This is a genomic window from Paracoccus sp. J55 (assembly GCF_000513975.1).
GTDB lineage: Bacteria > Pseudomonadota > Alphaproteobacteria > Rhodobacterales > Rhodobacteraceae > Paracoccus.
Genome location: NZ_AZVA01000013.1, coordinates 20,346 through 44,914 on the forward strand (window position 1 = coordinate 20,346; position 24,569 = coordinate 44,914).

At 66.3% G+C, this 24,569-nt stretch carries 22 protein-coding genes; 17 read left to right on the forward strand and 5 right to left on the reverse strand.

Features of this window, described 5'->3' with window-relative positions; genetic code table 11:
• Position 1: 1 nt before the first annotated feature.
• From PARJ55_RS0112930 to PARJ55_RS0112950, 5 genes are read left to right on the forward strand one after another with little or no spacing between them, the layout of a single operon-like run.
• On the forward strand, positions 2 to 457 hold the full coding sequence (locus tag PARJ55_RS0112930) for a MaoC family dehydratase (RefSeq protein ID WP_028710032.1): 456 nt from the start codon (positions 2 to 4) through the stop codon (positions 455 to 457).
• The gene (locus PARJ55_RS22000) at positions 454 to 1,347 is read left to right on the forward strand and encodes a CoA ester lyase (protein WP_198019357.1); all 894 of its coding nucleotides are present in this window, start codon (positions 454 to 456) and stop codon (positions 1,345 to 1,347) included. Before PARJ55_RS0112930 ends, PARJ55_RS22000 begins: the two co-directional genes overlap by 4 nt.
• Entirely contained in the window at positions 1,347 to 2,108 is a 762-nt protein-coding gene (locus PARJ55_RS0112940) for an electron transfer flavoprotein subunit beta/FixA family protein (protein WP_028713439.1), read from the forward strand. Before PARJ55_RS22000 ends, PARJ55_RS0112940 begins: the two co-directional genes overlap by 1 nt.
• Positions 2,108 to 3,022, forward strand: a complete 915-nt coding sequence (locus tag PARJ55_RS0112945) for an electron transfer flavoprotein subunit alpha/FixB family protein (protein ID WP_028713440.1) — start codon at positions 2,108 to 2,110, stop codon at positions 3,020 to 3,022. The genes PARJ55_RS0112940 and PARJ55_RS0112945 overlap by 1 nt, the downstream gene beginning before the upstream one ends.
• 24 nt (positions 3,023 to 3,046) lie before the next feature.
• Positions 3,047 to 3,820, forward strand: coding sequence for an SDR family NAD(P)-dependent oxidoreductase (locus tag PARJ55_RS0112950; RefSeq protein ID WP_028713441.1), 774 nt, complete (start codon positions 3,047 to 3,049; stop codon positions 3,818 to 3,820).
• Between the two features lie 18 nt (positions 3,821 to 3,838).
• On the opposite strand, the gene PARJ55_RS22005 is transcribed toward PARJ55_RS0112950, so the two are convergent.
• Positions 3,839 to 4,681 (reverse strand): LysR family transcriptional regulator, encoded by an 843-nt coding sequence (locus PARJ55_RS22005; RefSeq protein ID WP_051416259.1) that lies wholly within the window; start codon positions 4,679 to 4,681, stop codon positions 3,839 to 3,841.
• A 179-nt stretch (positions 4,682 to 4,860) separates the two neighbouring features.
• On the opposite strand from PARJ55_RS22005, the gene PARJ55_RS0112960 reads away from it, so the two are divergent.
• From PARJ55_RS0112960 to PARJ55_RS0112995, 8 genes are all read left to right on the forward strand, one after another.
• Complete coding sequence (locus PARJ55_RS0112960) at positions 4,861 to 6,099, forward strand: cytochrome P450 (protein ID WP_084637847.1); 1,239 nt, start codon at positions 4,861 to 4,863, stop codon at positions 6,097 to 6,099.
• Between the two features lie 25 nt (positions 6,100 to 6,124).
• Positions 6,125 to 6,469, forward strand: coding sequence for a ferredoxin (gene fdxA / locus PARJ55_RS0112965; RefSeq protein ID WP_028710036.1), 345 nt, complete (start codon positions 6,125 to 6,127; stop codon positions 6,467 to 6,469).
• Entirely contained in the window at positions 6,466 to 7,851 is a 1,386-nt protein-coding gene (locus PARJ55_RS22010) for an FAD-dependent oxidoreductase (protein WP_036714120.1), read from the forward strand. The genes fdxA and PARJ55_RS22010 overlap by 4 nt, the downstream gene beginning before the upstream one ends.
• Before the next feature lie 99 nt (positions 7,852 to 7,950).
• Entirely contained in the window at positions 7,951 to 9,072 is a 1,122-nt protein-coding gene (locus PARJ55_RS22015) for a CaiB/BaiF CoA-transferase family protein (RefSeq protein ID WP_051416260.1), read from the forward strand.
• Positions 9,072 to 9,944, forward strand: coding sequence for an alpha/beta fold hydrolase (locus PARJ55_RS0112980; protein WP_084637848.1), 873 nt, complete (start codon positions 9,072 to 9,074; stop codon positions 9,942 to 9,944). The genes PARJ55_RS22015 and PARJ55_RS0112980 overlap by 1 nt, the downstream gene beginning before the upstream one ends.
• A 26-nt stretch (positions 9,945 to 9,970) precedes the next feature.
• Positions 9,971 to 11,563 (forward strand): AMP-binding protein, encoded by a 1,593-nt coding sequence (locus PARJ55_RS0112985; protein WP_028713444.1) that lies wholly within the window; start codon positions 9,971 to 9,973, stop codon positions 11,561 to 11,563.
• A gap of 51 nt (positions 11,564 to 11,614) precedes the next feature.
• Positions 11,615 to 12,724 carry a TRAP transporter substrate-binding protein DctP gene (gene dctP, locus PARJ55_RS0112990; protein WP_198019358.1) on the forward strand — a complete coding sequence of 370 codons (1,110 nt, stop codon included), beginning with the start codon at positions 11,615 to 11,617 and terminating at the stop codon, positions 12,722 to 12,724.
• A gap of 155 nt (positions 12,725 to 12,879) precedes the next feature.
• Positions 12,880 to 14,226, forward strand: coding sequence for an FAD-dependent oxidoreductase (locus tag PARJ55_RS0112995; RefSeq protein ID WP_028713446.1), 1,347 nt, complete (start codon positions 12,880 to 12,882; stop codon positions 14,224 to 14,226).
• Here PARJ55_RS0112995 and PARJ55_RS23355 read toward each other — a convergent pair.
• The 4 genes from PARJ55_RS23355 to PARJ55_RS0113010 form a co-directional block, all read right to left on the reverse strand.
• On the reverse strand, positions 14,157 to 14,867 hold the full coding sequence (locus tag PARJ55_RS23355) for a hypothetical protein (RefSeq protein WP_084637850.1): 711 nt from the start codon (positions 14,865 to 14,867) through the stop codon (positions 14,157 to 14,159). The genes PARJ55_RS0112995 and PARJ55_RS23355 overlap by 70 nt on opposite strands.
• 7 nt (positions 14,868 to 14,874) lie before the next feature.
• Positions 14,875 to 15,057 carry a thiamine pyrophosphate-dependent enzyme gene (locus tag PARJ55_RS0113000; protein ID WP_028713447.1) on the reverse strand — a complete coding sequence of 61 codons (183 nt, stop codon included), beginning with the start codon at positions 15,055 to 15,057 and terminating at the stop codon, positions 14,875 to 14,877.
• Between the two features lie 75 nt (positions 15,058 to 15,132).
• Entirely contained in the window at positions 15,133 to 16,260 is a 1,128-nt protein-coding gene (dctP, locus tag PARJ55_RS0113005; protein WP_028713448.1) for a TRAP transporter substrate-binding protein DctP, read from the reverse strand.
• A 153-nt stretch (positions 16,261 to 16,413) separates the two neighbouring features.
• Complete coding sequence (locus PARJ55_RS0113010; protein ID WP_028713449.1) at positions 16,414 to 18,462, reverse strand: FAD-dependent oxidoreductase; 2,049 nt, start codon at positions 18,460 to 18,462, stop codon at positions 16,414 to 16,416.
• A 148-nt stretch (positions 18,463 to 18,610) separates the two neighbouring features.
• Between PARJ55_RS0113010 and PARJ55_RS0113015 the strand changes: the two genes are divergently transcribed.
• The 4 genes from PARJ55_RS0113015 to PARJ55_RS0113030 all read left to right on the forward strand — a co-directional run bounded on the left by PARJ55_RS0113015 (position 18,611) and on the right by PARJ55_RS0113030 (position 24,538).
• On the forward strand, positions 18,611 to 19,792 hold the full coding sequence (locus PARJ55_RS0113015) for an acetyl-CoA C-acyltransferase (RefSeq protein WP_028713450.1): 1,182 nt from the start codon (positions 18,611 to 18,613) through the stop codon (positions 19,790 to 19,792).
• Between the two features lie 356 nt (positions 19,793 to 20,148).
• The gene (locus tag PARJ55_RS0113020; RefSeq protein ID WP_028713451.1) at positions 20,149 to 21,345 is read left to right on the forward strand and encodes an MFS transporter; all 1,197 of its coding nucleotides are present in this window, start codon (positions 20,149 to 20,151) and stop codon (positions 21,343 to 21,345) included.
• A gap of 122 nt (positions 21,346 to 21,467) precedes the next feature.
• The gene (locus PARJ55_RS0113025; RefSeq protein ID WP_028713452.1) at positions 21,468 to 22,925 is read left to right on the forward strand and encodes an aldehyde dehydrogenase; all 1,458 of its coding nucleotides are present in this window, start codon (positions 21,468 to 21,470) and stop codon (positions 22,923 to 22,925) included.
• Entirely contained in the window at positions 22,925 to 24,538 is a 1,614-nt protein-coding gene (locus tag PARJ55_RS0113030) for a GMC family oxidoreductase (RefSeq protein ID WP_028713453.1), read from the forward strand. The genes PARJ55_RS0113025 and PARJ55_RS0113030 overlap by 1 nt, the downstream gene beginning before the upstream one ends.
• Positions 24,539 to 24,569: the final 31 nt, after the last annotated feature.

Sequence of the window (24,569 nt, forward strand, 5' to 3'; positions counted from 1 at the left end):
CATGCCGGGACGATATTTCGATGAGTTCACGCCGGGCGAGATCATTCGTCACGAGCTGCGCCGAACCGTCTGCGAGGCGGACAACATCTGGTTCAGCCTGCTGACGATGAACCCGCAGCCCCTGCATGTCGATGCCGCCTATGCGGCCGGCACCGAATGGGGGCAGCCGCTGTTCAACTCGATGGCGACCTTGGCCATCCTGGTCGGGCTCAGCGTCCAGGACACCACCCTGGGCACCCTGGTCGCCCAGCTTGGGCTGACGGACGTGACCTTTCCCAAGCCGGTGTTCCACGGCGACACGCTGCACGCCGAAACCGAAGTGCTGTCCCTGCGCGAGTCGCGCTCGCGTCCCGACGCCGGGATCGTCGAGTTCCGGCATCGCTGCCTGAACCAGAACCATGTCGTGGTGGCGGAATGCCGCCGCGTCGCGCTGATGCGCAGAAAGGCGGCAGCATGATCCGGTCCTATCTGTTCGTTCCCGGCGACAGCCGCCGCAAGTTCGAGAAGGCGCGCGCGGGCGCAGCCGATGCGCTGATCCTCGACCTGGAGGATTCGGTGGCGGCGGAGGCCAAGCCCGCGGCCCGGGCCTGCGTCCGCGACTGCCTGTCGATGCCGCGCGCGCGGCCGCGGCTGTTCGTGCGGGTCAATGCCTTCGACACCGGGCTGGTGCTTGAGGACCTGGCGGCGGTGATGGCCTGCGCGCCCGACGGCATCGTGCTGCCCAAGTGTGAGGATGCCGCGCAGGTGACGCGACTGTCGCATATCCTGGACGGGGTCGAGGCGGGCCTGGGACAGACCATCGGCCGCACGGCCATCGTCGCCATCGTGACCGAGACGCCGGCGGCGCTGTTCTCGCTGGGCCATTACCGCGGCGCCAGCCCGCGCCTGTCGGGCATGATGTGGGGCGCCGAGGATCTGAGCGCCGAGCTGGGCGCTTATACCAATGCCGAAGAAGGGGCCTATACCCCGCCCTTCGAGCTGGCCCGGGCCCTGTGTCTGGCCGGGGCGGCGGCTGCGGGCGTGCCCGCCATCGACGCCATATGCGCCGATATTTCCAATCTCGATCGGGTTGCGGCCGAGGCGCGCCTCGCTTGCCGTGACGGGTTCGAGGCCAAGGCGGTGATTCATCCGGCGCATGTCGAGCCGGTGAATGCGGCCTTTACCCCACATGATGCCCAGATCACCTATGCCCGCCGCGTCCTTGACGCCATGGAATTGGCGCCCCGAAGCGGCGTTGTGCAGTTGGACGGACGAATGATCGACCGGCCACATCAGCGTCTTGCGCAACGCATCTTGCAGCGAGCCGTGCTGGGTAATGCAGCCCATGAAACAGAGGAGAGTGCCTGATGAAGGTTCTGGTGCCCGTCAAGCGGGTGATCGACTATAACATCAACGTTCGCGTCAAGGCCGACCGTTCGGGTGTCGACTTGGCCAGCGTCAAGATGTCCATGAATCCCTTTGACGAGATCGCGGTCGAGGAGGCGGTCCGGCTGAAGGAAATGGGCACCGCCTCGGAGGTGGTCGTGGTCTCGATCGGCGTCAAGCAGGCGGCCGAGACGCTGCGCACGGCGCTGGCCATGGGCGCGGACCGCGCCATCCTGATCGAGGCGGCCAGCGACGTGCATCAGGACATCGAGCCGCTGGCCGTGGCGAAGCTGCTGAAGGCGGTCGTCGATGCCGAGCAGCCGGGGCTGGTCATCGCCGGCAAGCAGGCCATCGACAACGACATGAACGCCACCGGCCAGATGCTGGCCGCGCTGCTGGGCTGGGGCCAGGCGACCTTTGCCAACGAGGTGGTGATCGAGGGCGACAGCGCGCGGGTCACGCGCGAGGTGGACGGCGGGTTGCAGACCGTGCGGGTCAAGCTGCCGGCGATCGTCACCGCGGACCTGCGCCTGAACGAGCCGCGCTATGCCTCGCTGCCCAACATCATGAAGGCCAAGAAGAAGCCGCTGGAGGAAAAGACCGCGGCCGATTATGGCGTCGATATCAAGCCGCGGCTGCAGGTGGTGGAGACTGCCGAGCCGGCAGGCCGCAAGGCCGGCGTCCGGGTCGGCTCGGTCGATGAACTGATTGCGAAGCTGAAAGACGAAGCGGGGGTGATCTGATGGCTGTTCTTCTGATTGCGGATGTGACCGGCGGCCAGCTTGCCGCCGATGCGCTTGGCAAGGCGCTGACCGCGGTGTCGCCGCTGGGCGAGGTGCATGTGCTGGTGGCCGGTCCGGCCCAAGCGGCGGCCGAGGCCGCCGGGCTGTCGGGTGTGGCGAAAGTGCTGCATGTCGAGGACGCCGGCCATGGCCTGGCCGAGCCGCTGGCGGCGCTGGTGGTCGGGATTGCCGGTTCCTATGACCATATCGCTGCGGCCTCGACGGCCTTTGCCAAGAACCTGCTGCCCCGCGTGGCGGCGCTTCTGGATGTGATGGTCATTTCGGACGTGGTCGCGGTGGTCGATGCCGAGACCTTCAAGCGGCCGGTCTATGCCGGCAACGCCGTCCAGACGGTGAAATCCACCGATGCGAAAAAGGTGCTGACCGTACGCACCGCCAGTTTCGCCGCCACCGCCAGGGGCGGGGCCGCTCCGGTGGAAACCCTGGCCGCCGCGGCCGATCCCGGCCTGTCGGCCTGGGTCGAGGACAAGGTGGCGGTTTCCGACCGGCCCGAACTGACCTCGGCGCGGATCGTGGTCTCGGGCGGGCGCGGAATCGGTTCGGGCGAGAATTTCCAGATCGTCGAGGCGCTGGCCGACAAGCTGGGCGCGGGGGTCGGCGCCAGCCGGGCCGCCGTGGATGCGGGCTATGCCCCGAACGACTGGCAGGTGGGGCAGACCGGCAAGGTGGTGGCGCCGGAACTGTATATCGCCGTCGGCATCTCCGGCGCGATCCAGCACCTTGCGGGCATGAAGGACAGCAAGATCATCGTTGCGATCAACAAGGACGAGGACGCGCCGATCTACCAGGTTGCGGATTACGGGCTTGTCGCCGATCTGTTCCAGGCGCTGCCGGAACTGACCGAGAAGCTCTGAACCGACGGAAAGAGGTCCCGGACCATGCTGGATACCCCCGCGGCGCTGCGCGTCGTCATCACCGGCGCGGCGCGCGGCATCGGCGCCGATCTGGCCCGCGGCCTGGCCGCCGCGGGTGCCCGCGTCGTCTGCCTGGACAAGCGCGAGGACCGCGGCCGCGAGATCGCCGAAAGCATCGGCGCGGCGGCACGGTTCCTGCAATGCGACGTCTCGGACCCCGCTTCGGTCGCCGCGGCCTTTGCCGGGGCGGCGGAATGGCTGGGCGGCCTGGACGCGCTGGTGGCTTCGGCCGGTCTGGACAAGCCCGGCCATGCCGCCGAGGACATTCCGCCCGAAATCTGGGACCTGGTGCTGGCCGTGAACGCCCGCGGAACCTTCCTGACCAACCAGGCCGCCTTTCGCCTGATGAAGGGACAGGGCGGGGCCATCGTCAACCTGGGCTCCTTCGGCGGTATCCGGGGGATGCCCGACCGCGCTGCCTATGCCGCGGCCAAGGGCGCGGTCTTTGCCTGGACCCGTTCGGTCGCGCAGGCCTGGGGTCCGCATGACGTCACCGTCAACGCGATTGCCCCGGTCATGCGCACCGAGGCCGCCGACCGCTTCATCGCCACGCTGAGCGAGGCCGAGCGCAACGCCTATGAGGCGCGCGTCCGCGAGATCACGCCCATGGGCGGCCGGCTGGGCGATCCTACGCAGGACCTGCTGCCGCTTGTGCAACTGCTCATCGGCCCCGGCGGCCGCTACATCACCGGGCAGGCCTTTGCCGTGGACGGCGGCCGGACCATGCTGGGATCCTGATCCGCCGCTGCGGCGCCGTCAGGCGATCGCGCCCTGCCGGGGCGAGGACTTCTGCGCCAGCACCATGTCGGCAAGTTCCTTTGCGACGCCGCCCTCGAAACGCTGCATCAGGATCAGTTCGACATCCTCGATGCGGGGCAGGTCGTTCGTCGCCTGCGCCAGCTGGACGGTCTTGGGCTCGGCGCTTTCCCCGATCGCCATCACGCCCAGGCCGGCCAGCACCGCCGCCCGCAGGCCCAGGTAGCTGGGCGAGGATCCGGTTTCCCGCCAGGCGCGACCGGCCTTTTCGCAGGCCTCTATCGTGACGTCCCGCATGACGTTCGGCGCGGAATACAGCACCAGGGGCAGCGGCTCGTCCACGTCGATCTGGAAGCCGGGGCGCGAATACCAGCCGATGCTTTCCCGGCGCACAAGCCGTCCCAGCTGGCTGCCGGTCCGCCGGATGCCGACGAAGATGTCGATGTCGCCGCGGGTCAGCATGTCCTGCAACTGCGCCATCGGACCCACCTTCAGTTCGACCTGCACGCCGGGGTGCAGGCGACGGAACTGCAACAGCATGCGCGGCATCTGCTCGATCGAGTAATCCTCGATCGAGCCGATACGTATCGTGCCGGTCAGCTGCTTGGACTCGAACCGCCGTCCCATGCGTTCGTAGGCCGCCAGGATGTCGCGGGAAATCTCCAGCATCTCAAGGCCGCTATGGGTCAGAGACAGCTTCTGCGTCGTTCGTTCCAGCAGCTTTCGTCCCACCGCCTCTTCCAGCTTCTGGACGTGCTGGCTGACGGTGGACTGCTGCAGGCCCAGGCGCCGCGCCGCCATGCTGAAGCTGTTGGCTTCGGCCACCGCGACGAAGGAGCGCATGAGCATCGGACTGAAGAGCTGCGAGGACTTAATCATGATGGCCGATATATATATCTGCATTATCACGATTGCGAGGTAAAAAGGATAGAGATACCTATTCCCGACCGGATGCCGTCGGGGGAGCGCGCGACAAGCATCCGTGGAAACGCGGTTCAAGCCACATCTTCAGGAGGGGTGAGATGAGCAACACTGTTCAAACCGTTCAACCGGGCCTCATCAGGGACTACGATCACATCCACGGCAAGGAAGTCATGGGCTTCGCCCCCTTGGCGATGAACGCCTTCCGCGAGGATGCGCCGGTATTCTACAGCTCCTTCTATGGCGGGTTCTGGGTCCTGACCCGCTATGACGATATCCAGGAGGCGTTCCGCCGTAATGACCTGTTCCTTCAGCACAGCGGCGGGCTGCCGGCGAACCCCTATACCAAGACGCTGATCCCGCTGATGCTGGACCCGCCGGAACACACCGGCTATCGCAAGCTGATGGCGCCGATCTTCTCGCCGCGTCAGATGAAGCTGATGGAGCCGATCCTGCGCAAGGTCGCGGTCGAGACGGTGGCAAAGCTGAAGGCCAAGGGGCATTGCGAATTCGTCGATGAATTCGCGCTGTCGACGCCCTCGGCGCTGTATTGCGCGCAGCTTGGCATGCCGAAATCGGATTTCGAGGCGTTCAACCAACTTTCGCTGGATCTGATCTTCGGCGTGGCGGACGTGCTGGCGGCCGAGGGGGCCGACGCGGCGCGGGAATTCCGTATCAAGACCAGCGCCAAGATCGACGAAATCCTGGCAAAGCTCATCCCCGAACGGCGGAAGAATCCGGGAGAGGACACGATCTCGATCCTGCTGGATGCCGAATACGAAGGCCGCAAGCTGCGCGACGACGAGATTCTCAGCATCGCCTCGCTGCTGTTCTTTGCCGGCACCGATTCCACCGCGGCGATGATCACCTATGCCTTCCAGTTCCTGACCCAGCATCCCGAGCATCGCCAGCGCATTATCGACGATCCGGCGATCATCCCCAAGGCCATCAACGAGATCGTGCGCTATCACGGCTTCCACCAGATCCGGCGCCAAGTGGCCGAGGATGTCGAGTTCGCCGGCGTCCAGATGAAGAAGGGCGACCTGGTCCTGCTGCCCACGGGCGGGGCCAACCATGATCCGCACGTGTTCAAGGACCCCGACACGATGAACTTCGACCGCGAGGACGCGCTGAAGCACCTGACCTTTGGCGCCGGCGTCCACCGCTGCCTGGGCCAGCATTTCGCGGGACTGCAGCTGCGGATCGCGCTGGAGGAATGGCACAAGGAAATTCCGGTTTATCGCTTCGATCCCGAGCGCGCGCCGGGTGGCAACCCGATCGAGATCATGACCAGCCAGGCCAAGACGGTGCCGCGGCGGCTGTATCTGGCCTGGGACTGAAACAGCTTTCGGATCGGAGTTTGAAATGACTTATGTCATCACATCAGGATGCATCGGCGAGTTGGACGGCGCCTGCGTGAAGGTCTGTCCCGTGGACTGCATCTATCTTGGCAGCGCGGCGCGCTACATCAATCCCGACGAATGCATCGACTGCGGCGCCTGCGAACAGGCTTGCCCCGTCCAGGCGGTGTTCTACGAGGACGACGTGCCCGAGGACGAGGCGGCGCATGTCACGGACAACGCCGGGTTCTTCTGCGACATCCTGCCGGGGCGAAGCGCCCCGCTGGGGAACCCCGGCGGCGCGCGCAATCTGGGCGATGTCGGCGTGGACACGCCGCTGGTCCAGACCGAGGCGGGGCAGCTGCAATGAGCGCGTTGCGGCGGGTGGCCATCGTCGGCTCGGGTCCATCGGGCATCTTCACGGCGGATTTTCTGACCGGACAGGCGGAACTTCCGGTGCAGGTGGATCTGATCGACCGCCTTCCCATTCCGTTCGGGCTGGTCCGTTACGGGGTGGCGCCCGATCACATCAGCATCCGCAATGTGCGCGACACGCTGTGGCGGACGTTCGAGCGCGAGAATCTCCGGTTCCTGGGCAATGTCTCGGTCGGGACGGACATCACCGCGGCCGAGCTGCGCGACCGCTACGATGCCGTGGTCTATGCCTATGGCGCGGCCAGCGACCGGCATCTGGACGTTCCGGGCGAGGAATTGGCCGGCATCCACGGCGCCATTGACGTGGTGCGGTGGTATACCGGCCATCCCGACGCCGCCATCCAGTCGATGACGGCGCAGCTTCGCGCTGCGCGCAGCGTGGCGATCTTTGGCCTGGGCAATGTCGCCGTCGATCTGGCGCGGATTCTGGCCAAATCTCCATCCGAGCTGGAGGGGACGGATATTCCCCAGCATGTGCTGGACGCCTTGCGCGACAGCGCGATCACCGATATCCACCTGGTCGGGCGGCGAGGTCCCGCCTTTGGCACCTTCACCACCAAGGAGTTGCGCGAACTGGGCGAGCTGGCCGAGGCCGATGTGCTGGTCGATCCGCGCCACCTGGCGCCCGATCCGCCCTCCGAGCGCGAGCTGGCGGCCAACCGCGTCGCCAAGCGCAATTTCGACGTCATCAAGGGCTGGTCCGAGCGCCAGCCGGCCGGGCGCAGGCGCCGCGTCCACCTGCATTTCCTTGCGCGTCCGGTGCGCTTCGAGGGGCAGGGCCGGGTGGAACGTGTGGTCCTGGCGCGGACCGCCCACCGTGAGGACGGTTCGGCCGCCGACACCGGAGAGGCGGTGACGATCGACGCCGATGTCGTGATTCGCGCGGTCGGCTATCGCGGGCAGGGGCTTTGCGACGTTCCGCATGACGGTGGCCGCGGCGTGATCCCCAACCGGGACGGGCGCGTGCTGCGCGACGGTGTGACGGCTCCCGGCGAATACTGCACGGGCTGGATCAGGCGCGGTCCCAAGGGGATCATCGGCGCCAACAAGATGGACGCCGAGGCGGTGGCGCAACTGGTGCTTGCCGATCTGGCCGCCGCGCCCGAGCGCGGGGCGCCGGCCGAGGATATCAAGCCCCTGCTGGAACAGCGCGGGGTCAGGGTGTTCGAAGCCAACCACTGGCCCGAGGTTGACGCCGCCGAGAAATCGCTGGGCGCGACGCGGGGCCGGGACCGCACCTCGCTGCACAGCTGGGACTTGCTGCGCGCTCCCGCGGCGGCGCTGTCCGGCGATGCGCAGCTTGCGACCAGCTCCTGAACCACCGTTCAGAAATGTCGATCAGGGATAGCCAAAGCCCTGCCAATTGAGTAAACTGAATCTAGCAAGAGCGTTGAGGAGCGCTCTGAGGGGGGAAGCTTGACTGCAAATGCTTACCTGTCGGGGGCGAAAGTCGCCGATTTCTCGATGTTCACGCCTGGACCGTTCGCCTCGCAGATCCTGGCGGATCTGGGCGCGACCGTTCTGAAGATCGAACGGCCCAAGGTGGGAGACCTGGAACGGGTCACGGTTCCGGCCTATTTCGCCGCCTACAACCGCGGAAAGGCCAGCATCGAACTGGACCTGAAACGCCCCGAGGCCATCGAGGCGGCCCGCGAACTGGTGCGCGAGGCCGATATCCTGCTGGACGGTTTCCGGCCCGGCGTCATGGAGCGGCTGGGCCTGGGCTTCGCTGCGCTTTCCGCCATCAATCCCCGGCTGATCTATATCTCGCTGAACGGCCTGGGCTCGTGGGGGCCGCTGGCCCAGCAACGCGGCCATGATTCCGACTACATGGCCCGGATCGGCGCCCTTGGCGTGACGCCGCGCCCCGGCGGGGTGCCGATGTATGATCTGCCGATGCCGATTTCGGACTATGCCGCCGGCATGTATGCCGTGATCGCCGCCCTGGGCGAATACGGGCGCCAGCCAAGGCGGGCAGTGCATGTCGAGGTCCCGGTGATGGCCGCGGGCCTGGCCTGGATGTTCCCGAAGATCGTGCGCGAACTGGAGGCCGAATCCGCCGGCGCGGTGCATCGGGAACTGCCGGCCGTCGGCTGCTTCCGCACCGCCGACGACCGCTATGTGACGGTGACGGCGGTCGAGGATCACGTCTTTGCCGACCTGTGCGCCGCCATGGGCGCACCCGACATGGCGGCCGATCCCCGCTTTGGCGACATGGCCGGGCGGCGCGAACATGCCGCGGAAATCAATGCGCGCATCAGCGCCTTTGTCGGGACGCTGAACTTCAAGGAATGTCTCGATCTCATGGACCGGCATGGCGCGCCCTGCGCGCCGGTCAACCGGCCCTCCGAGGTGTTCGACGACCCGCAGGTGGCCTCGCTGGAGATGCTGCACCGCGAGCCGTCGCTTCATGCCGACCTGCCGATCTTTGGGATCGAGCGTCTGCGCCGGGTCCGGCCCCCAGGGCTGGGCGAGGACAGCGAGCACGTGGCAGCGCATGGCTGGGACGGGCTGGCCGAACGACTGGAGAAACGCTGATGGCGATGGACGGACAGGAAACCTCGGAAAAGCTGACCTTTGCCAACAGCCACGGCGGGATTCTTGCCGCCGATGCGCTGGGCCCGCAGGACGGTCGGCTGGCGATCCTGCTGCATGGTGGCGGGCAGACCCGCCGCTCGTGGCGGCCCACCCAGGCCAAGCTGGCGCAAGAGGGATTCCGGGCCATCACCGTGGACCAGCGCGGGCACGGCGAAAGCGACTGGGACCCCGAGGGGCGCTATCTGCTGCGCTATTTCGCCGATGACCTGGCGGGAATCCTTCACCAGCTGGGCGACAGGCCGGCGATCCTGATCGGTGCCTCGCTGGGGGGGATCACCAGCCTTTATGCGCTGGGCCACCACCTGCTGCCCAAGGGCAGCGCGCTGATCCTGGTCGATGTCGTCCACCGGCCGGATTCGGAGGGTGCCGGCGAGGTGCGTTCTTTCATGACCGCCTCGGGGAACGAGGGTTTCGCCACGCTCGAGGAAGCGGCCGACAGCATTGCGGCCTATCTTCCGCACCGCAAGCGCCCGCGGAACCTTTCCGGCTTGCAGCACAACCTGCGGCAGGGGTCGGACGGCCGCTGGCGCTGGCACTGGGACCCGGCGTTCATGGCGCGGGCGGACGGCGGCGCGGCCAATGCCGACCTGCTGGCCGAATGCGCGCGTCGCATCGAGGATCCCATCCTGCTGGTGCGCGGCGAAAAGAGCGAAATCGTGACCGAGAAACTGGCCGAGGAGTTCCTGCAACTCCAGCCGAAAGCCGAATATGCCGTCGTGCCAGGCGCACGGCACATGGTTTCGGGAGACGACAACGACGCTTTCACGCGGACGATTCTCGACTTCATCGAGAAGAACGTTCCGGCGAAGTGATCCAGATCAGGCCCGGGGGAGTGCCGATGCCGAACAGACTTTATGACGGTGATACCTATCAGAACCGCATCCTGCCGCGCGTGATCTCGTGGCAGGCCGACAACAACGGGGACCGCCTATTCCTGCGCCAGGACGAGCGGCGCTTTACCTTCAGCGATACCGACGCGCTGGTCCGCCGCTATGCGCAGGGCCTTTACGAGATGGGCCTGCGCAAGGGCGATGTCCTGGCCCTGCTGATGAAGCCTTCGCCCGATCTGGTGCTGGTCGCCTTTGGCGCGGCGCGGCTGGGGGCGATATTCATGCCGCTCTGCACCGACTACAAGGCCGCCTTCCTGGGCAATTCCTTTGAACTGAGCCGCGCCCGCATCCTGGTGGTCGATGCCGATCTGCACGAGCGGCTGGCGGGCGCCAGCACCATGGCCACGATCGAGCATGTGATCGTGAACGGTGACTGCCCCGGCCATGTCGGCATGACGCTGGAGCACCTGGCCGACAACCCCGGCACGCTGGCCGAGGGAGACATCCATCCCAGCGATCCGGCGATCGTCTGGTGGTCCTCGGGCACGACTGGCCGTCCGAAGGGGGTGACGCATACGCACAGCTCCACCGTCTATCGCGGCTGGCGCGGCGGGCAGAAGCTGGCTGCGGACGATGTGCTTTACGCCTGCACGCCGATGTATCTCGGCAGCCCGTGGAACGTGTCGATCTGGCAGTCGCTGGTCGGTGCAGGACAGACGGCCATCGACCCGGCCTTCTCGGTCTCGCGCTTCTGGGACCGCATCCGCTATTATCAGGCGACCAGCACCATCCTGCTGGGGGCGATGCACGTCCATCTTCTTCAGGCGCCCGAGCGGCCGGACGACCGCGACCACACGCTGCGCAACGGCTTCTTCGTTCCGCTGCGCTATGACCAGATGGACACCTATCGCCAGCGCTTCGGCATCCAGACCTTTCCGCAAGCGTTCGGTGCCAGCGAAACCACCACGATCTTCGAGGCGCCCGATGACGGAACGCCCTGGAAGAACGGCGCGCTTGGCCGTCCCGTCGCGCATTACGAGGTGCAGCTTCAGGACGACGACGGCAACGAGGTCCCGGTCGGCGAGATCGGCGAAATATGCCTGCGGCCGCGCAAGCCGGACATCATGTTCTCGGGCTATTTCGGCGACCCCGAGGCGACGCTCAAGGTGATGACCAATTATTGGTATCACGTCGGCGATACGGCCTGGAAGGACGAGGACGGGATTTACTATTTCTGCGGCCGGAAAAAGGACTATATCCGCTACAAGGGTCGGAACATCGCTTTGGGCGAAGTCGAGGAACTGCTGGCGGCAATGCCGGGGATTTCGACGGTCGCAGCCTATGGCGTCCAATCGGAAGAAGTGGAATCCGAATTCGAGCTTGCGGTGGCCGCCGTTCCGTTGGAGTCTGCCACCTTGCAGCCGCTGGATATTGCGCGCTTCATCGACGAGAACGCCCCCTATTACCTGGTTCCCCGGTATATAGACTGCGTGGAAAGCCTGCCGCTGAATGGTCATGGACGTGTCGTCAAGGAAGTTCTAAGCAAGAGCTCTCCTAGAAAATGGGACGCCAAAGCAGAAGGTTTCCGGCCCAGCAGATAGGGCGGGCGATTGAAATAACAGGCCGCAGGCCGTTAAATGGGAGGAAGTAAATTGCGACTGAAGGATGTAGTTACTGCGGCGGCTTTTACCGCTGCATTCGTTCCTATGGCTTCGGCCCGTGACTTGGTGTATAGTTCGTTTGCACCGGCCAATCATGAATTCAACGCTCGCGTGCTGCCGCCGGCCTTTGACCTGGTCAAGGAAAAGACCGGGCAAGCGGTGAGCGTTACGGTTGGCGGCGCGCTGGCCGGGTCCAGGGATTCGCTGTCGTCCCTCAGCAGCGGGGCAATCGACGGGGCGCTTCTGGTCTATCTGTATAACCCGACCGAACTGCCGACGCTGAACTTTGTCTCCAGCCTTGCAGCCAGCGACAACCGCATTGCCGGCCCAGCGAATACCGAGGTGGTTTTGCAGCATTGCCCGCAATGCCTGGAAGAACTGAAGGACGCCGGGATCGTTTCCCTGCACGACGTCGCGACCGAGCCGCAGGTGCTGATGTGCAAGACGCCGGTCGAAAAGACGGCGGACCTGAAGGGCAAGAAGGTTCGCGCCATCCTCGGCATTGCCAACATGCTGGCCGAATTGGGGGCGACCCCGGTGAATCTGGCTGCGTCCGAAGTTTACGAAGCGCTTCAGCGTGGCCAGATCGACTGCGCGGTCCAGCCCGTCGCCACGCTGCAAAGCTTTTCGCTTTGGGATGTCGCCAAATATGTGACCGACCTGCCGATGGACGTGCCGCGCGGTATTTCTCCGCTGTCGCTGAACCTGAATACCTGGGACGCATTCTCGGACGAGGAAAAAGCCGCCTGGTGGAAAGCCGGTGCTGAATCCCTGGCGCGGACCGAGCGGATTTTCTCGGCCAAGCCGGCGGAAATTCGCGAATTGGCGAAGGCCGAGCATGGCGTGACCTATGTCGAGCCCAGCGAAGAGCTGGTCACCGCTTATCACAATGTGCAGCAGAACCAGACCGCCTCGCTGATCGCGCAGGCGGAAGGCCGCGGCGTCAGGAATCCGCAGGAGCTCGCGGATGCTTTCACGGCGTCGCTGAAGAAATGGTCTGCCATCGTCGAGAAAATCGGTACGGATCCGAATTGGACCGACGAGCAGTGGAACGCCTATGGCGAGGCAATCGACCGCGAAATCTACAGCAAGCTTCAGTAAATCGCGGTTTGCCTGTATCCTGCCCCTGGTTTCCGGGGGCAGGCTTCGATTTTCTGGGATTTTTACGCGGGAATATCGCGCGCCGGGGCGCTCCTCGCGGCCCGAATTGCGGGATGCCGGGCATTGCGCAGCCGTAGCATGATAGGACCTGACAAATGAGTGACGACAGCGATGTGCTGAATTGCGATCTTCTTGTGCTTGGGGCAGGAATGGCCGGCATGACCGCCGCAGCCTATGCGGCGCATCACGGACTTGTCGTGCTGGTGGTCGAAAAGGCCGAGGATATCGGCGGCTCGGCGATCATCTCGGGCGGCGCGGTATGGACCGCGCTGGATTACGATACCTTTCGCCTGATGAACCCCGAAGGCAATGAACACCAGGCGCGCGTTATTTCCGACCACTACGAAGAGCTGATCGGATGGATCAAGGAAATGGGCGTCCGGGTGGATCCCGTTTACAACCGCGTCGGCGGTGCCTGGTTCGATACCCGGTTCAATTTCATTGATATCGTGAACTATTTCGGTCTTTGCAAGGCCTATGTCACGAACGCGGGCGGCAATATCGTGGTCAAGAGCACGCCTGCCTCGCTGATCGTCGAAGATGGGCGCGTCGTCGGGGCACATATCCTGACAGAAACCGACGAGCGGGTCGAGGTCCGGGCCCGCGCCACGCTGCTGGCAACCGGCGGCTTCCAGAACAGCAATGAATTGCGGCGCAAATATATCAGCGAACGGGCGGCGTATTTCCTGGTGCGCTCGAACCCGGACAGCGACGGCTGCGGCCTTCGTCTGGGGCTGGAGGCGGGCGCGGCGCTTTCTCCGAAAATGTCGAGCTGGTACGGCCATACGCTGCCTTGGCCCTTGAACCGCGAGATTACCGAGCGGGATTATATCCCGCTGGCGCAATTCGGGCTGAGCCCGCGCTCGGTGCTGCTGGATCGTCAGGGCCGCCGCCTGCTGGACGAGTCGCGGGCGTATTACTATAATGCGCAAATCGTCGCCGACCAGCCGGACGCGCGTGCCCTGCTGGTTTTCGACGAGCAATCCCGCAGCGAGGATGCCGACCAAGCCAATATCGGGTTCGATCGCCCGCAGGTCGCCCGGCAGATCGGCGCGCATGTGGCCGAGGCGAACAGTTGGGAGGAAGTGGGCCGCATCGCCGCTGAATGGGGCTATGCCAATGTCGCGAAAACCATCGAGGACTATAATCGCCGGATCGCCGATGAGGATCCGAACTTGGATCCTCCGCGGTTCCGCCACCGCCGCCCGTTGATGAAGCCGCCATATTTCGCCATCGAGGTGCAGCCGGCGATCACCTTTACCCACGGCGGGCTCGGCATCGACGAAAAGGCGCGTGTACTGGACGTTGCCGGCAAGCCCATTCCCGGATTGTTCGCGGCGGGGGCCGATGCGGGCGGAACCTATCACCGGTCTTACGCAGGCGGTCTTTCCATGGCGGGAATATTCGGTATCGAATGCGCAAAGGAATTGCTGGCCGGGTAAAGCGCCGCTACACGCCGTCTCTGCGCGCGGTAACGGAAGGCACCGCGCCCTCCGTCGCGGATAGCGGCAGCCAAAGGCCTTGGCGTTACAGGCATTCGACGACACCACCACCTCAGCCCCGGCACATGGGGGAAGATCGACTGCGGATGCTGGCCGGCGGAGTTGCGGCCCGCGCCGATCATCGCCCGGGTGGTCAGGGATGTCTGGATCTTGCCGCCGACCATACAGCGGAACTTGGCCGCCTGGTCATAGATCTGGTCGAAGCAGACCCCCAAGAAGTCCGATGCATCAGTTCCGCGACCGGGCGAAGGCCGGTGATCGCCGCCCCCGGCCGGCATGCCAAGCATGGCCGCCTCGGTGATGGGGGTTTCGATCACGCGGGCTTGGCCGAAACGCGGGAACAGCTTGCGGGTGATCCCCATCCCGCCACCGGTCTGGGTGATTTCGCCGGTGCAGCCCGGGCGCACGAGACATCTCTCTCCCATCACGACGATGTTCTCGTCGGGCCTCTTCTCGATCAGGGCGAGGTTTGGCGCCTGGCGTGTGGAAGTATGAGCAACGCTCAGCGGTAAGTGACAACATGGACGTCCCGAAGCAGCGCCTCGGACTTGGCGGAAGGACGCCGCGACGGCGGCGGCCACGGCCGCCTCATGCGGGTAACCCGAAGCCCGCCGTGCGTTCGGTGATGCTGTCGGCGCCGACGGCGCAGCTGACGGTCATCGTTGTTCTCGGCCACCATAGCCGGCGGTCCAGCACGGCTGCCATGTTCACCGGTTCAAGCACCTGGCCCTGGTTCGAGCCGCCGTCGCCGGTGAACGCGACACCTCGCATGTGCCCTGGTCCTGGCGGCCGGGGCGGCCGATCACCAGCGCCGCCGCCGGACCGAACCGGCGCGGCGGCTGCGTTTCAGTCCAGCGGGACGTGCAAGAAGATCTCGTCCCGAATGGCCTTCTCATAGGCCGAGCGCTGGTCGTCGTCCCAAGGCTGCGCGGGGTCGCCGATGCGGGCCACGATGCCGCGCCATTTCTCCAGCGCCCGGTCGTAGGCGGCTGCGATTTCTGCGGGGTTGTCCACGCCGCGCGAAGCCGCGCGTTGAATCTGCAGCTCGCGCTCACGCTCGCGGTAGGCGGCAAGGGCGGCGGACAGCTGCGCATCGGGCTGCACGTATTGGATGCCCTTGTCCTTCTGCGCGGAATCGCGGATGCGCAGGCCGGTTTCGGTATAGTCCACGCCCATGCTGGCCGTCGCCAGGACTGCCGCCTCGATCCAGACCTTGCGCTCCTCGGCATCGAATCCGTCCCATTGACTGCGGTTCAACGCCAGGATGGCGATGCCGTTGGACGTTCCCAGCGGCAGGTCGGTGGCATATTTCACCACCTCGGCCAAGCCAAAGCTTTCCATGTTGCTCGAGGTCTGGGCGGTACAGTCGATCTGGCCGTGCTGGAGCGCCTGGTAAACCTCGTTGGCGGGGATATTGACCGGGACCGCACCCAACGCCGCCACGGTTCCAGCCATCGAGCCGAGCCCGCGCACCTTCAACCCCTTGAACTCGTCCAGCGTCTCGACCCGCTTGTCGTGACACATGATGATCGACGGGTCCGTCGAGACGTTGTGCAGCGCAATCACCCCGGCCCGCTTTTGCTCCTCAAGGCATTGCGGACAGTGGAGCAGCATGGTCTCGGTCATCGCCGGGCCGGCTTCCAGCGGGTTCTCGGCGTTGAGTTCGGCCAGGAACACGGTCGCCGCCAGATCCGAGGGGTAGTAGTTGAAGTTCAGAATCGACCCGTCGATGGCCCCTTGGCCAACCGAAGCCAGCGCATCCTGGAAACTGGCGAGCATCCCGCCGGTGGAGAGCTGGATGCGCGTGTCGGGCGCCTGTTCCTCGATATGGGTGAAAGCCCGCCGGGCCACGGCCGAGTTCATCAGGTGCGAATCCGGCACCGGCGAACTGTAGACCAGCTCACGTCCCAGCGCCGGGCTGCCGAAGGCCAGCACCAGGGCAAGCGGTGCGACGCAGATGTTCAGATGTCTCATTTTCCCCCCAAGTCTTTGCAATGCCGGAATTCCCGTTGTCCCGCCTCGTCGTTTCGCAAGACAGATGCCGCTCGCCGCTTTTGCCTGTCACGCCTCGGTGGCCGGGCAGGCGAAGCAAAAGGGCGCCTCTGCCGAGGCGCCCCTTTCCAAGGTTCAGGCCGCTCCGATGTCGGCCAGCTTCTTGCCCGCGGCGACCGTCTCGCGCAGCAGGCGGGACATGTGCCAGCCCACGCCGTTCTCGGCCACCAGTTGCTCTACATCCGCCAGGACCTTGTCGGCCCCGATCAGGTCGGCGGCGAACATCGGGCCGCCGCGGTCCCGCGGGAAGCCATAGCCGCGGGTAAAGGCTACGTCGATGTCCGAGGCGCGTTGCGCGATGCCGTCTTCGATGGTCAGGCAGGCCTCGTTCACCAGCGAGGCCAGCGCGCGCAAGGCGATCGCGTCGTCGTCGCGGTCGATGCGGGGCAGGTCCTTGGCCTTGCGCTCGGCCTCCAGATAGCCCGGCACATCCGGGTTCAGGCCGGTGGACTTGCCGTTATCATAGACATACCAGCCCTTGCTGGTCTTGCGGCCGAAGTTGCCCTCTTCGCAGAGGCGGTCGGCGACCGCGACATAGCGGGCCTGCGGGTGTCGGGTCGGCGCCCGGCGCTTGCGCCCGGCCCAGTCGATGTCCAGCCCCACCAGATCCGAGACCGCGAATGGTCCCATCGCCCAGCCGAATTTCTGCAGCGCCTGGTCGATCCGGTCGGGCAGCGTGCCGTCCTCCATCATGAAGCTGCACTGGTTGCGATAGACCGCAAAGATGCGGTTGCCGACAAAGCCGTCGCAGACCCCGGCGATGATCGGGATCTTGCCCAGCGTCTTGGCAAAGCCCAGCCCGGCCTTCAGCGTGTCGGGCGTGACCAGGTCGGTGCGCACGATCTCGATCAGCTTCATGATATGCGCGGGGCTGAAGAAATGCAGGCCCAGCACATCGCCAGGGCGCGAGGTGCAGCGCGCCAGCACGTTCACGTCCAGATAAGAGGTGTTCGAGGCGATGATCGCGCCGGGTCTGGCGATGGCGTCCAGACTGGCGAACAGGTCCTTCTTGACGCCCATGTCCTCGAAAGCGGCCTCGACGATCAGGTCGACATCGGCGAGCAGCCCCATGTCCGAACGCACCTCCAGCGCGGGACCCTGTTCGCCGGCGATCTGGGCGATGCGCTGCGTGCCCTGACGGGCCGAATCCGCATCGCGCTCGACCACGGTCACGTCATAGCCGGCGCGTGCAGCCGCAATGGCGATGCCGGCGCCCATGGTGCCCGAACCGATGATGCCGACCTTGCGAATCTGGCGCTCGGACCGGCCCGAGACGCCGGGGATGCGGCCGGACTTGCGCTCGGCGAAGAACAGGTGGCGCAGGGCGCGGGCCTCGTTCGACAGCCGCAGGCGGGTGAAGACGGCACGTTCCTCGGCCAGGGCCTCCTCGGCGGAGGTCTGCACCGAAAGGCGCACCAGGCGGGCGGCCTCGGTCGCGGCGGGATTGCGCTTGGCCTTGCGCAGCACGGCCTGCTCGGCGGCGGCAATCTCGGCCTCGGCAGCCGGCGGAACGGTCTCCTGCAGCAGCCGCCGGCGCGGCGGCAGTTCGCGGGCAAAGGCCAGAGCGGCCTGCAGCAGGTCGCCCTCGACGATGCGGTCGATCATGCCCAGGCGCAGCGCTTCGGGCGCCGGAACGTGGCGGCCCGAAACGATCAGTTCGATGGCGGTGGGCATGCCGGTCAGCCGGGGCAGGCGCTGGGTACCACCGGCGCCGGGGACGATGCCCAGCGTGACCTCGGGCAGGCCGACGGTGGCCGTGGCCGTGGCCAAGCGATAGTCGCAGCCAAGCGCCACCTCGAAGCCGCCGCCCAAGGCGCTGCCGTCGATGGCGCAGATGAAGGGAATGGCCGCCGCATCCATGCGCTTGAGCAGGTCGGGCAGGACCGGCGGCACGGTCCGATTCTCGAATTCCTTGAGATCAGCGCCCGCGATGAAGGTGCCACCCGCACCGACCAGCACCACCGCGGTCAGGCCGGCGGTGTCGAGACAGCGGGCCACCGCCTCGGTCAGGTCCGCCTTGACCTGCGGCGAGCCGGCGTTCACCGGCGGGTTGTCGATGGTCAGGATCGCGATATTACCGTCTCTTGCGAATTTGACCGTCTTGTCGGTGCCAGCGCTGTCCATCGTCTTACCTCCCGCAGCAAGGAAATCCCATCCGGCCGCGATGCGGCCATAGATATATCTCTAATAAGGCGCGTCCTTGCATTTTCAAGCGAAATGCTGCGAGTATGGCCGTGAAAGCAAGAAAACAACTAATTGAATGGGAAGAGCCATGCGCGATGTCGTCATCGTATCGACCGCCAGGACCCCGATAGGCAAGGCTTACCGGGGCGCCTTCAACAACACCCATGCGCCGACGCTTGCGGCCCATGCGGTCCATCATGCCCTTGAACGCGCGGAACTGGAGGCCGCGGAAGTGGGCGAACTGGTGCTGGGCTGCGGCCGGCCCGAGGCGACCCAGGGCAACAACCTGGCCCGCATCGTCGCGATGCGGGCGGGTTTCCCGGTGTCGGTGCCGGCGGCCACGGTGTCGCGGCAATGCGCCTCGGGGCTGCAGGCGATCCTGGGCGCGGCGCATCGCATCATGGACGGCAGCCTGGACGTCGCGGTCGCGGCGGGGGTCGAATCGATCAGCCTGGTCCAGAATGACCACACCAACCTGTATTACGCCCGCGACCCCTGGCTGGAACAGAACCGGCCCACGATCTACATGCCGATGCTGGACACGGCCGAGGTGGTCGCCAGCCGCTATGGCATCGGACGCGAGCGGCAGGACCACTATGCCCTGACCAGCCAGCAGCGGACCGCCGCCGCCCAGGCCGAAGGCCGTTTCGATGACGAGATCGTGCCGCTGCCCTCGGTGCGCAAGGTCGTGGACAAGGACACCGGCGCCGAGCGTTTCGAGGACGTCGTGCTGGCGCGGGACGAGGGCAACCGGCCCGGCACCACCGCCGCCGACCTGGGCGCCCTGAAGCCGGTGCGCGAGGACGGAACGGTGACGGCGGGCAACGCCTCGCAGCTTTCGGACGGCGCCAGCGCCTGCGTGCTGATGGCGGCGGACGAGGCGGCGCGGCGCGGCATCGCCCCCTTGGGCCTGTTCCGCGGCTTTGCCGCCGCCGGCTGCGAGCCGGACGAGATGGGGGTGGGGCCGATCCATGCCGTGCCGCGGCTGCTGGACCGCGCCGGGCTCAAGGTCTCGGACATCGATTTGTGGGAACTGAACGAGGCTTTTGCCAGCCAGGTGCTGTATTGCGCCGATGTGCTGGGCATCCCCATGGACCGGCTGAACGTCGATGGCGGCGCGATCTCGGTCGGGCATCCCTATGGCATGTCCGGCGCCAGGATGACCGGCCACGCGCTGATCGAAGGTCGGCGGCGCAAGGCGAAATACGCCGTCGTCACCATGTGCATCGGCGGCGGCCAGGGTGCAGCCGCGCTGTTCGAGGTGCTATGAGACGGGCGCGGTCCCGGCCGGCCGGCCAGCCCGCCTCAGGGCCGCGCGCCGGAACCCCGAGTTGTCGAAGGGGCGCGGCTTACCGGCGCCCCGCCACCGGCCGCGGGCCTGCCGCGCGGCAGCGGTCCCGTCATGCCCCGCTGCGTCCCGGCGGCGTGGCGGCAAGAACATCTCTATTGAAGTAACTGTTTTCGGGCCGTAAGAAGATTCGGTGAGGCTGCGCTTTCTTCGCCTGCCGGATTTTGGCGCCGGCTTCCGCAGCCATCGCGGCCGGCGCCTCCAGGGCAATTCCTGCCGGGCCGGGGAGGAAAAGAGGCCGGGGCCGCCCCGGTTTCGTGCAAGCGAGAAGGTTCTACATGGAAACGTTCAAGCCGCTGCTGCGGCCGATGTTCCTCGCGCTGTGGTTCTGCTGCGTCCTGTCGTTCTTTGCGGTCTGGATGCAGCTTGCGGCGGCGGCGTGGCACATGACGACCTTGACCGACGACGCCGACATGGTTGCGCTCGTCCAGTCGGCGACAGCGGTGCCGGTCCTGCTGCTTTCCCTGCCCGCGGGCGCGGTGGCCGACCTGTGGAGCCGGCGCAACACGCTTTTCTTCAGCTACTGCATGATGTTCGCCGCGACCCTGGGGCTTGCGCTGCTGGGGTGGGGCGGGCTGGTCACCCCGGCCATCCTGCTGACGCTGACGGTGCTGGTGCACAGCGGCTCGGCCGTTCGGCTGCCGGTGCTGCACGCCTCGCTGGGGGATTTCGTGCCCGAGTCCGAGATCCCTGCCGCGGTGGCGCTGAACACGGTCGCCGCCAACGGCTCGCGCGCCATCGGGCCGGCCATCGCCGGCATCCTGCTCGTCTGGCTCGATACGCCGACGACCTTCCTGATCGCGGCCTTCTTCCATCTGCCCATGCTGGGCGTGCTGGCGGTCTGGAAACCGGCACAGCCCGGGGCGCGCACCCATTCGGGCTTTTCGCGCGCGATGCTGGACGGCTTCATCTACGTGGCGGGCTCGTCGCCGCTTCGCGTGGTGATGCTGCGCAGCTGTGCCTTCACTCTGTTCGGCACCGCCGTCTTCAGCCTGCTGCCCTTGCTGGCACGCCAGGACCTGGGGCATGACGCCGGCACATACGGCCTGCTTTTCGGGATGCTGGGCGTCGGTGCATTCCTGGGCGCGCTGCTGATGGCGCCGCTGCGCAACCGCATGGGAACGGCGGCGTTTCTGGCGGTGGGCACGGTGGCGATGGGGCTGCCCCACCTGCTGGTGCCCTATTTCACCAATTTCTGGATCGTGGTGCCCGCCTTCGTGCTGGGCGGCGGTGCCTGGTCCTCGGTCCTGTCGGTGAACGTCGTCGCCGCCCAGCTGCTGGCCACGCCGGCGCTCAAGGCCAGGGTGATGGCCATTGCCTTCATGGCGGCATTCGGCGGCATCGCGTTCGGCGGCTGGATCTGGGGCGTGGTCACGCAGCATTTCGGCACCGGGCCGGCCATGCAGATCGCCGGGCTGGGCCTGCTGGTCGTGGCCGGGCTTGGATACGTCCTGCGGCAGGCGGACGCCGACTAGGCCGCGGCGGGGTTTGCCGCGCATAAGGGCTTGTCAACACTATCCACATTAGAGTTTACTCTTTTGCAGGTGAGTGCGGGCGCTATCGTCGCCCGCTTTTGGAAGGCCAAGGGAGGGACAGCATGCTGCCGACAGTGCAGGACAAGTTTTACATCAACGGCCAGTGGGTGAAGCCCAAGGGCGCGGACATCATCGAGATCATCTCGCCCGTCACCGAAGAGGTCTGCGGCAAGGTTCCCGCCGGCACCACCGCGGACATCGACGATGCGGTGGCCGCGGCGCGTGCCGCCTTCGACCAGGGCCCCTGGCCCCGGATGACGGTCGAGGAGCGCGGGGCGATCCTGCTCAAGGTCGCCGACTACATGCAGGAACATGGCGAGATGACGGTCAAGCTCATCTCGCTGGAAATGGGGGGGCCGATCAAGCGCATGGCCCCGGCCGCGCCGATGCCGGCGCTGATGATTCGCAAATACGTCGAGCTGTCGCGGGAATTCCCCTTCGTCGAAACCCGGCAGGGGCTGCTTGGCCCGGCGCTGGTGCTTCGGGAACCCGTCGGCGTGGTCGCGTCGATCACGCCCTGGAACGGGCCACTGCACCTGCTGCTGATGAAATTCGCGCCCGCGCTGGTGGCCGGCTGCACAATGGTCTCGAAACCCTCGCCGGAGGCGCCGCTTGACGCCTATGTGCTGGCGGCCGCCTGCGAGGCCGCGGGGATGCCGCCGGGCGTGTTCAACCTGGTTCCCGGCGGGCGCGAGGTGGGCGAGCATCTGGTCCGCCACCGCGGCGTGGACAAGGTCGCCTTCACCGGCTCGACCGCCGCGGGTCGCCGCATCGGCGAGATCTGCGGCCATGACCTGCGCCGCGTCTCGCTGGAACTGGGCGGCAAGTCGGCGGCGGTGGCGCTGAGCGATGCGGATCCGGCCAAGCTGGCGCCGCGTGTCGTGCATCAGGGCCTGGCGTTCAACAGCGGCCAGGCCTGCGCCGCGCTGACCCGCGTGGTGGTGCCGCGCGCGCGCCAGCAGGAATTCGTCGATGCGATCCAGGCCGAGATGGCCAAGCTCGTCACCGGCGATCCCTCGGATCCCGTGACCGATGTCGGACCGATGGTGGCCGAGCGTCAGCGTGCCCGCGTCGAAAGCTATATCGAGGCCGGCCGCAGCCAGGGCGCGCGCCTGATCCAGGGCGGCGGCAGGCCGGCGGGGCTGAACCGCGGCTGGTTCGTCGAGCCGACGCTGTTCGCCGATGTGGACAACCACATGAAGATCGCCGCCGAGGAAATCTTCGGCCCGGTCGGCGTCGTCATCCCCTATGACGGCGACGACGAGACCGCGATCGCCATCGCCAATGATTCGGATTATGGTCTGGGCGGCGCCGTGTTCAGCGAGGACCCCGTCCGCGGCATCGCCGCCGCGCGCCGGATCAGGACCGGCACCATCGGCTACAACACCTTCTACATCGACCCGATGCTGCCCTTTGGCGGCTTCAAGGCTTCGGGCATCGGCCGCGAGAACAGCCGCGAGGGCCTGACGCTCTTTACCGAGGTCAAGACCCTGGAAGGCGTTACCGAGGAGATGCTCTGATGGCCGAAGCGCATGATTATGTCATCGTCGGTTCGGGTCCGGGCGGCTCGGTCATGGCCGACCGGCTGTCCCGTGACGGCAAGGCGACGGTGCTGGTGATCGAGGCGGGGGTTCCCGACAAGAACTGGCTGATCACCATGCCGAAGGGCATTGCCAAGCTGCTGGGCGGCGGGAAATTCTCGAACATCTACAAGAGCGAAAAGGATGATGCCGGTCGCGAGCACTACTGGGCGCGCGGCCGCACCCTGGGCGGATCGACCTCGATCAACGGGATGGTCTATACCCGCGGCAATCCCGACGATTACGACAACTGGGAACGGCTGGGGGCCAAGGGCTGGAACTGGCAGGCGATGAAGAAGGCCTTCCAGGAGATCGAGGACCACGAGCTGGGTCGGGACGAGCTGCGCGGCTCGGGCGGTCCCTTGCATGTGGGCGTGACTCCGCTGCGCACCGAATTCGGCGACGCGGTGCTGAAGGCCGGGCCGGCGCTGGACATGCCGGCGCGGGACGACATGAACCGCGAGGACCAGGTCGGCATCGGCTGGGCCTGCCAGATGATCAAGGACGGCAAGCGGTTCAGCGCCGCCGACGCCTTCCTGCGTCCGGCGATGCAACGGCCCAACGTCTCGGTCGTGACCTCGACCGTCGCCCGACGGGTGATCTTCGAGGGCCGGCGGGCCGTGGGCGTGGAATGCGACGGCCCCGGCGGCCGCGTCGTCTATCGCGCCAACCGCGAGGTCGTGCTTTGCGCCGGTGCGTTCGAGAGCCCGAAAATCCTGATGCTCAGCGGCATCGGCCCGGCGGCGCATCTGAAGGACCACGGCATCGAGGTTCTGCACGACAGTCCCGGCGTGGGCGAGAATCTGCAGGAGCATTACGGCGCGCAGCTGCAGTTCCGCATCCGCAACACCAAGGGGCTGAACCGCGAGTTCGAGCCGCCGAAGCTGTGGTGGCATGCGCTGAACTATTTCCTGTTCAAGCGCGGGCTGATGGCCTGTGGGCCGCATGAGCTGGTGGGCTTTGCCAAGACACATCCGCAATCCGTGACCGCCGACAGCCAGCTGTTCATCTCGTCCTATTCGCGCGTCTTCGACAAGGGCAAGGTTGCCTTCGAGGCCGAGCCGGGTGCCTATTGCCTGATCTATCCGGGACGCCCGACCAGCACCGGCACGGTGCGGCTGCGCTCGGCCGATCCGCATGTGATGCCCGAGCTTGTCCTGAACGCGGTGACGACCGAACACGACCAGGCCATCGTCGTCTCGATGGTGCGCTATGTGCGCAAGCTGTTCGCAACCCCGCCGCTGTCGAACTATGTGGTGAAGGAAACCATGCCCGGGCCATCGGTCGCGTCGGACGAGGACATCCTGGCCTATGTCCGGAAGAACGGCGCCTGGGGGTACCATACCTGCGGCACGGTCCGTATGGGCGCAGACGCCGAGGCGCCGCTTGACGGCCATATGCGTGTCAAGGGCGTCGAGGGGCTGCGTGTCGTGGATGCGTCGTCCTTCCCGGCCATCGTGGCCGCCAACACCACCGGCCCGGTGGCTGCTGTCGCGTGGCGGCTTTGCGACCTGATGGAAGCGGAAAAGGGCGCAGAGGCCCGCGCGGCCTGAAACCGGCAAGGGTGGGGCACCGATCCGGCGC

Coding starts and splice junctions, on each gene's coding strand:
- PARJ55_RS0112930 (WP_028710032.1), top strand. CDS start 2: ATGCCGGGACGATATTTCGATGAGTTCACGCCGGGCGAGATCATTCGT.
- PARJ55_RS22000 (WP_198019357.1), top strand. CDS start 454: ATGATCCGGTCCTATCTGTTCGTTCCCGGCGACAGCCGCCGCAAGTTC.
- PARJ55_RS0112940 (WP_028713439.1), top strand. CDS start 1,347: ATGAAGGTTCTGGTGCCCGTCAAGCGGGTGATCGACTATAACATCAAC.
- PARJ55_RS0112945 (WP_028713440.1), top strand. CDS start 2,108: ATGGCTGTTCTTCTGATTGCGGATGTGACCGGCGGCCAGCTTGCCGCC.
- PARJ55_RS0112950 (WP_028713441.1), top strand. CDS start 3,047: ATGCTGGATACCCCCGCGGCGCTGCGCGTCGTCATCACCGGCGCGGCG.
- PARJ55_RS22005 (WP_051416259.1), bottom strand. CDS start 4,681: ATGCGCTCCTTCGTCGCGGTGGCCGAAGCCAACAGCTTCAGCATGGCG.
- PARJ55_RS0112960 (WP_084637847.1), top strand. CDS start 4,861: ATGAGCAACACTGTTCAAACCGTTCAACCGGGCCTCATCAGGGACTAC.
- fdxA (WP_028710036.1), top strand. CDS start 6,125: ATGACTTATGTCATCACATCAGGATGCATCGGCGAGTTGGACGGCGCC.
- PARJ55_RS22010 (WP_036714120.1), top strand. CDS start 6,466: ATGAGCGCGTTGCGGCGGGTGGCCATCGTCGGCTCGGGTCCATCGGGC.
- PARJ55_RS0112980 (WP_084637848.1), top strand. CDS start 9,072: ATGGCGATGGACGGACAGGAAACCTCGGAAAAGCTGACCTTTGCCAAC.
- PARJ55_RS0112985 (WP_028713444.1), top strand. CDS start 9,971: ATGCCGAACAGACTTTATGACGGTGATACCTATCAGAACCGCATCCTG.
- PARJ55_RS0112995 (WP_028713446.1), top strand. CDS start 12,880: ATGAGTGACGACAGCGATGTGCTGAATTGCGATCTTCTTGTGCTTGGG.
- PARJ55_RS0113000 (WP_028713447.1), bottom strand. CDS start 15,057: ATGCGAGGTGTCGCGTTCACCGGCGACGGCGGCTCGAACCAGGGCCAG.
- dctP (WP_028713448.1), bottom strand. CDS start 16,260: ATGAGACATCTGAACATCTGCGTCGCACCGCTTGCCCTGGTGCTGGCC.
- PARJ55_RS0113010 (WP_028713449.1), bottom strand. CDS start 18,462: ATGGACAGCGCTGGCACCGACAAGACGGTCAAATTCGCAAGAGACGGT.
- PARJ55_RS0113015 (WP_028713450.1), top strand. CDS start 18,611: ATGCGCGATGTCGTCATCGTATCGACCGCCAGGACCCCGATAGGCAAG.
- PARJ55_RS0113020 (WP_028713451.1), top strand. CDS start 20,149: ATGGAAACGTTCAAGCCGCTGCTGCGGCCGATGTTCCTCGCGCTGTGG.
- PARJ55_RS0113025 (WP_028713452.1), top strand. CDS start 21,468: ATGCTGCCGACAGTGCAGGACAAGTTTTACATCAACGGCCAGTGGGTG.
- PARJ55_RS0113030 (WP_028713453.1), top strand. CDS start 22,925: ATGGCCGAAGCGCATGATTATGTCATCGTCGGTTCGGGTCCGGGCGGC.